The organism is Xenorhabdus sp. PB30.3, assembly GCF_963895965.1.
Lineage (GTDB): Bacteria > Pseudomonadota > Gammaproteobacteria > Enterobacterales > Enterobacteriaceae > Xenorhabdus > Xenorhabdus stockiae.
In genome coordinates, this window is record NZ_CAWQMW010000048.1 from 1 (window position 1) to 6,740 (window position 6,740).

General features: G+C 40.0%; 4 protein-coding genes and 1 tRNA gene. 2 read left to right on the plus strand and 3 right to left on the minus strand.

All coding sequences use genetic code 11. The features are described 5' to 3' along the window. A partial coding sequence (locus AACX38_RS04215) for a hypothetical protein (protein WP_228865772.1) occupies nucleotides 1-573 on the plus strand: 573 nt, incomplete at its 5' end. 79 nt (nucleotides 574-652) lie between these two features. Here AACX38_RS04215 and AACX38_RS04220 read toward each other — a convergent pair. After that, a complete protein-coding gene (locus AACX38_RS04220) occupies nucleotides 653-4,045 on the minus strand; it encodes an indolepyruvate ferredoxin oxidoreductase family protein (protein ID WP_228865773.1) in 3,393 nt (1,130 codons plus the stop codon). Nucleotides 4,046-4,418: 373 nt separating this feature from the next. Between AACX38_RS04220 and AACX38_RS04225 the strand changes: the two genes are divergently transcribed. After that, nucleotides 4,419-4,494 (plus strand) — tRNA-Gly (locus AACX38_RS04225). Nucleotides 4,495-4,528: 34 nt separating this feature from the next. On the opposite strand, the gene AACX38_RS04230 is transcribed toward AACX38_RS04225, so the two are convergent. Together AACX38_RS04230 and AACX38_RS04235 are read right to left on the minus strand one after the other, a co-directional pair. After that, complete coding sequence (locus tag AACX38_RS04230; protein ID WP_228865774.1) at nucleotides 4,529-5,440, minus strand: AEC family transporter; 912 nt, start codon at nucleotides 5,438-5,440, stop codon at nucleotides 4,529-4,531. 103 nt (nucleotides 5,441-5,543) lie between these two features. Then, entirely contained in the window at nucleotides 5,544-6,452 is a 909-nt protein-coding gene (locus AACX38_RS04235; RefSeq protein WP_228865775.1) for a DMT family transporter, read from the minus strand. Between the last annotated feature and the right edge of the window lie 288 nt (nucleotides 6,453-6,740).

Below are 6,740 nucleotides of genomic sequence, written 5' to 3' on the forward strand. Positions count from 1 at the left end.
AAATTAAAGACTAATCTTACTGAAGATAATTTAATCATAGAAGAAAATAAAAGTAATAAAATTATCTTCTCAGGTTATTTCAATGAAATAGATGATGTTTTGTTACTTGGGAAAAAAATACACATTAATTTAATTGATAAAAACAGACCCGTTGTCATTAAATTTTCTGCTTTTTCTAATAAACTTGGAGTGTTTAAAGCATATCAAAAGCTAGAGCGTAGTTTTCATGAGATTAAATTAAGAAAAAAATTTAATGATTCATATGGGAAATACAAGGAAGAAGCAGAGGAAGTTTATAAAAAATACATTAAAGTATGTGGTCGGTTTAAGAAAAGCATGCGAGAAGCCGGGAGTATATATGTCAAGCTGAAAAAGGAAAATGAGGAATTAACTAACAAACTGAATTCTTTGTTAGACCAGCAAAAAGATGAAAATATTAGTCATAAACCAGCTAAAAAAAGTATAAAAACATCAAAAGGTAAGAGTTTTAATGGCGTACATTATAGCAATAATTTGTTAGAAGATGTTTCAGGGCAAGATTGTGAGAATTATATTAACAAATTCGGGACTTGATATAATCCATTCCCTGAAAATAATAAAATAGATGGATATCACCGTAGCCAGTGATATCCATCTGTTTTGAATAGGTATTTCAATAAGTGCTTTCAGTAAGTTCTTTTAGCAGTATTTCTCTGCGTTCCTGCATATTTTTTATCGTTTTTTGCTTCACATGCCCAAAACCACGGATTTGATCGGGTAAAACAGCGAGCTTCTGACAAATCTCCATGTTATTGCTATTTAATTTTTCTATGAGTAGATCAATTAATTGTTCATATTCGGAGAGTAAATCCCTCTCTTGTTTCCGCTCTTCCTGATAACCAAAGATATCAAAAATAGTACCGCGCAAAGGTTTACAGGCAGCGAGAAAACGAAAAACAGGAATTATCCAGGAGCCATACTCCCGTTTTCCTCTTTCACCGGTTCTGGGATCTTTACGATTGAAAAATGGTGCACTGAGGTGAAAGCGGATCTTATCCGTTTTATCAAACTGTGAACGGAGCTTATCCAAGAACCCGGTTTTGACGTAAAGGCGGGCAACTTCATACTCGTCTTTATAGGCCATCAGTTTGAATAAGTTTTCTGCGATAGATTTCGTTAGTTCTTCGGCATTAATTTGCTGTGTAACCTGTTGGACTTGAGCAATACGGCTGAGATAACGCAGTGCATATTTTTCATTCTGATACTCAACCAGAAGCTGGTATCGGTGTAAAATCAGGTCATCCAGTGTCTTGATGGTGTGTTTCGGTTCAACATGTAGAGAATTATTCAGGATATCTGGTTGTACGGCCGCAATTCTACCGATATGTAAAGCGCGTCGAGCATTCTCTATGACATGATTTTTTATGCCACTTTTCTGGATGGCCTGCTCGATAGAACGTAGACTGATTGGGATTTTACCAAGCTGCCAAGCATAGCCGATTAAAACAATGTTAGTTTGATTTCTGTCCCCAACCAATTCGGCAGCAATCTGCTCGGCATCAATGGATTGTAATGTCCGGCAGTGCTGGCGGAGAGTATCCTGTATTCTGCTTTGATCTAAATTGAGTGTCGGATTTCTCAGCATGGCACCGATTTGCGTCTCATGGGTATTCAGTACACAACCGGTTTTTGATTTTGACATTACTTCCAGTGAGTTTTGCCCTGTGACAGTGACTAAATCAGCCGCAATAGCAAGATCTGCACGTCCTCGATCAATTCTGACCTGATGCAATTGTTCGGCATTCTGACTCAATCGAATATGGGTCATTGCTTCACCCCCTTTTTGAGCGAAGCCTGTAAAATCAAGCAGATTAACAGCATATTTTTCTATTTCGGCAGCAAGACCAAGCATATGACCAGTAGTAATGATGCCGTTTCCTCCGACCCCCGCTAATAAAATTTCAAAGGGAGCATCTGCCATTTTTATCGTTGGTTCAGGGAGTTTAATCAGCAGGTTATCAATTTCTTCCTGCGACATTATTGTGCCGGGATCCTGAACTGGATTGGCGTTTTCGATAGTAATAAAACTGGGGCAGAAGCCTTTCAGGCAGGATAGATCTGAATTACAGACATGGTGATCTATCGCACGTTTAGTGCCCAGCGGTGTTTCAATCGGAACAACAGCAAGACAATTGGATTGAATTTGGCAATCACCGCAACCTTCACAAACGGCTTCATTAATCACCGCCCGCCTTTTTGCCTGTGGGATTAACCCTCTTTTTCTTTTACGACGTAACTCTGTTGCACAGACCTGCTCATAGATGATGACTGTCACGCCTTTGATATCCCGCAGACGTTTCTGTACATCTTCGAGATAATCCGACTGATAAATTTTGACTTCGGCAGGGAGGCTATTCTGGCCTTTATATTTATCCGGGTCATCGGTGACGACTACAACTTCTTTCGCCCCTTCAGCCAGTATTAAAGAGGCAATTTGCTGGATCGTTATATTGCCATCAAGTGCCTGTCCGCCTGTCATTGCAACGGCGTCATTAAATAACAGTTTATAGGTGATGTTGCTGTCAGCAGCGATGGACTGACGAATGGCTAAATGCCCTGAATGGAAGTAAGTTCCGTCTCCCAGATTCTGAAATACATGGGAGCGATTGATAAAAGCGGAATGGCCTATCCAGTCAACTCCTTCTGACCCCATCGCGGTCAGGCCATAACCCGTACTACGATCCATCCATGCTGCCATTACATGGCATCCGATACCGATTTGTGCCTGACTACCTTCAGGCAGACGGGTTGAAGTGCTGTGGGGGCAGCCAGCGCAGAAATAAGGTGTCCGTTTGGGAAGCGTGATATCGTGTAATGTTGTCTGGACAGTCCATTCCAAAGGGACAGAAAGAAATAAGTCGAATTTTTTTAGCCAATCTGCCAGAAGAGGAGCAAGCAGGGAAGGGCGTAACTCCATATCTGTAGAGACTAGTTTGTTGCCGAGATGATCGTGTTTCCCAATCAGATTAATTTGTCGTGGCAAATTAATGAGATGCTGCGCGAGATGCAGTTCAACAACAGCGTTTTTTTCTTCAATGACAAAAATATCAGAAACTTGTGATGCCATCTCGCTGAGAAGTGGTGATAAAGGATAAACCAGTCGAACATGGAGAAGAGCAACACCGTTTTTTGCCAGCTCAGCAGGTGACAGGCCTCCGATGCGCAGCGCTTCCAGAACATCCTGATGAGCTTTACCAACGGTAACTAATAAGGCTCGCGGATGTTGGCATGGTGCGATGAGCTGGTCTATCGGATTGAGTCTGGCGAAGTCCTGAACAGCTTTCAGTTTATAGACCAGCCGTTGTTCTATCAAAGGGCTGGGAAGGTCCGGCCAGCGCCAGTGTAACCCGTTCGGCCCGGGATCTATTTCCGGTATCTTATACTCAGGAAGAGTTTTCTCTCCCCTGATAGCACTGCTTTCCACGACTTCACTGATTGCTTTGAACCCAACCCATGTTCCGCTGACACGGGAGGCTGCCCAGCCCCATAATCCCACATCATGGTAGTCAGACACTGAAGCGGGATGTAAGACCGGCATACCCCATGATATCAGCGAGAGATCAGATTGGTGTGACATAGAAGAAGATACGCATCCGTGATCATCGCCCAAAATAACCAGTACTCCACCATTGGGTGAAGTACCATAGGCATTGCCATGCTTGAGCGTATCTCCGGCGCGATCAACCCCCGGCCCTTTGCCGTACCACATACTAAAAACACCGGTAACATTGCGGTCGGGGTCAGATTCAACTTTTTGAGTACCATAAATCGCAGTCGCTGCAAGATCTTCATTGATTGCAGGGTGAAAACGTATATTAGCCTGAGCCAGTTTTTTCCCGCTTTGCCATAATGCCTGATCCAAGCGGGCTAATGGTGAACCTCGATACCCTGAAACAAATCCTGCTGTATTGAGATTATGGCTTTTATCCAGTTCCGCCTGAGCGAGAAGAAGATCGACAAGCGCGTCATTGCCAGTAACAAATTTAGGTGGAGAGTATAGAGTCATATAATTCGGCCTTTACTTAAGAGCATTACCGTTTGAGATACGACTAAAAATGGATCTAATCTATTTCCAGCAAATTATTCCGACAAGTACAAATCTTATTAGAGGTTAATTGTATATATTATGTTAATTTTTAGATAACGTAATGTACCATATTGCAATGGCAGCGTTCTATAAACATATGCAAAGTATGCGGTATATACAGATTTGAATGTCTTTTGAGCGGTTAGTGTTGATGTCTGGGTAAATGGCTTGCCATCTTTATCTGAGGCGTTCATAATAGCGCGCGTTCCTGAGATGCAGGAAGTTGATAGTTACGGGTGTTTACCGTAATTTCAGACTCAAGTTAAAGCATTTCTGGTTCACCATCAATAATGCGGGAATAGCTCAGTTGGTAGAGCACAACCTTGCCAAGGTTGGGGTCGCGAGTTCGAGTCTCGTTTCCCGCTCCAAATCAAATTTCCATTCTGTAAACTAGTCAATCAATTAGTCGAATCTCAAACCTAATACAATAGGTAATGTAATTACTGCAAGCATTGTTTGCAACGTGATAATCGCTGACATTAACTGACTGTCTCCATTTAACTGGCGGGTTAAAATATAAGCTGTCGGTGCAGTGGGTATGGCGAAAAAGAGAATCAGTAAGTTGATTTCCAACACATCGAGTTCAAATAAACAGCCAATAATGCCGGCCACCAGAGGCATCAGTAATAATCTGGACAGGCTGTTAATGATAATTGGTTTTTTCTCTGTTCTTAGCATTGATGGCTGCAACGATGCGCCGATGCAAATTAACCCCAGAGGAAGACTCGCCCCTGCCAGAATTTTTAAAAATTGCCCTGAGCCGTAAGGCAAGCCAATATTAGTCAAATTGAGGGTTATCCCAATGAAACAGGCTAATATCAGAGGGTTTTTAGTAATTATCATGACAAACTGCTTAATTGATAAGGTCTTGATATCTGGTGTTAGTGCAAACACAGAAATTGCATTGCAAAGAGGAACCAAGATAGCAAGTATCAGCGATGCTACAGCGATCCCATGAGAGCCGAAAATATCTACCGTGATGGCTAATCCGAGATAAGTATTGAAACGCAATGACCCCTGTACATAAACACCAAAACGTTGCGCTGGCCATTTGAGTAAAAACTTAATGACTATTAATGTCATTAAACCGATGCTAATTACAGCGAGAATGGCCCAAAATAGCTGTGGTAACTGAGGATTATCTAAAGACGCAGTTGCCAGGCTATTGATTAATAAAGCAGGAAAAAGCAGAAAATAATTAAGTTTCTCTGCTCCTTGCCAGAATAAAGGATTAAATGAGGTATTACGCTTTAGAATAAATCCTAATAGTATCAATGCAAATAATGGCCATAAGATGGTAATAATCTGATTCATATATTATCTTAAATTTTGCTATCTACTGTCTTCCGAACCGCTTCTTTGCTGGTTGTATCGAAATCCGTTGGTATATATCCCAATATGGTTTTTTAGCCGTATATTATTTTGTTATCTTTTTATTGGTCATAAAAATTCCTGCAATAATGAAAATTCCACCAATACATATAGATACAGTAAATGTTTCCTGTAAAAAGAGTACTCCGCCCAATATCGCTGTCAGTGGATTTAATGCAATAAAAACACCTGCTCTTGTGGCGCCAATCTTACCAATGCCATCATAGTATAAAACATACGCAATCGCTGATCCGATGACGCCTAAATACGTCAGGCTTATTAAATCGCTCATGGATAAAGAAACTAATGCAGTAGAGTTAATATCACCCGTCACGAACGCTGTTATTGTTAACATTATTGCACCCGCAATGACGGAGTAAGCGACAGTATATAATGCACCAATTTCATTGATTGTTTTCCTGCCGAAAACACTATAAATCACCCAGCTGATGACACATCCTAAAATAGAGATGTCACCAATTATGTTACCTTTATTACTCAATAATGATGATAAATTGTTTCTGACAATAACGATCCCGGCACCAAACAAACAGAATGAAATCCCGATAGTTTTTATGGTGGACATTTTTTCCTTAAACAAAAAATACGAGACTGTTGCTATCACTGCGGGATTTATTGCGACAATCAGAGAAGCTCTGGATGCATCGATATATTTCAGGCCATAAAAAAAACAAAGGTTATAGACATAAATACCAAAGAAACCCAGCATGACAATATTTGCCATTTGTGACTTATTGATTTTGATAAATCCTTTTTTAGAAAAAGCGATAATCATCATTAGCACAAATGCTGCAAAGATAAACCTAACTGTAGCTGATAATAACGAACTGGTATCAGAGGAGATAAACCTTCCTGCTATGAACGTTCCGCCCCATATAATGGAAACAATAGTTAACTTAATGTAGCTTGAGTAATCATCTGGTTTTGTTGTCATACTTATTATCGCCTTGTGATGTTTTCTCACTTAATATTTTCGTTAAGAAATAATAATAATAAACTATGTTCTTTTCTGATTTTATATCAATTACATTATGTTATTGACGTTAATCAACTCAGCATAGCAATATCATCATAAAAAACAAAGAGGAAAGACTATCTCTGATGAAGACTATTAGGCGTTAATGTAATTTAATGATAAGTAATCTATCTTTTTAACGTTTAATATTATTTGACTGGTCAGATAAATTAACTTAGCCATATAATTAACTATATGGCCAAGGTT

Coding starts and splice junctions, on each gene's coding strand:
- AACX38_RS04220 (WP_228865773.1), bottom strand. CDS start 4,045: ATGACTCTATACTCTCCACCTAAATTTGTTACTGGCAATGACGCGCTT.
- AACX38_RS04235 (WP_228865775.1), bottom strand. CDS start 6,452: ATGACAACAAAACCAGATGATTACTCAAGCTACATTAAGTTAACTATT.
- AACX38_RS04230 (WP_228865774.1), bottom strand. CDS start 5,440: ATGAATCAGATTATTACCATCTTATGGCCATTATTTGCATTGATACTA.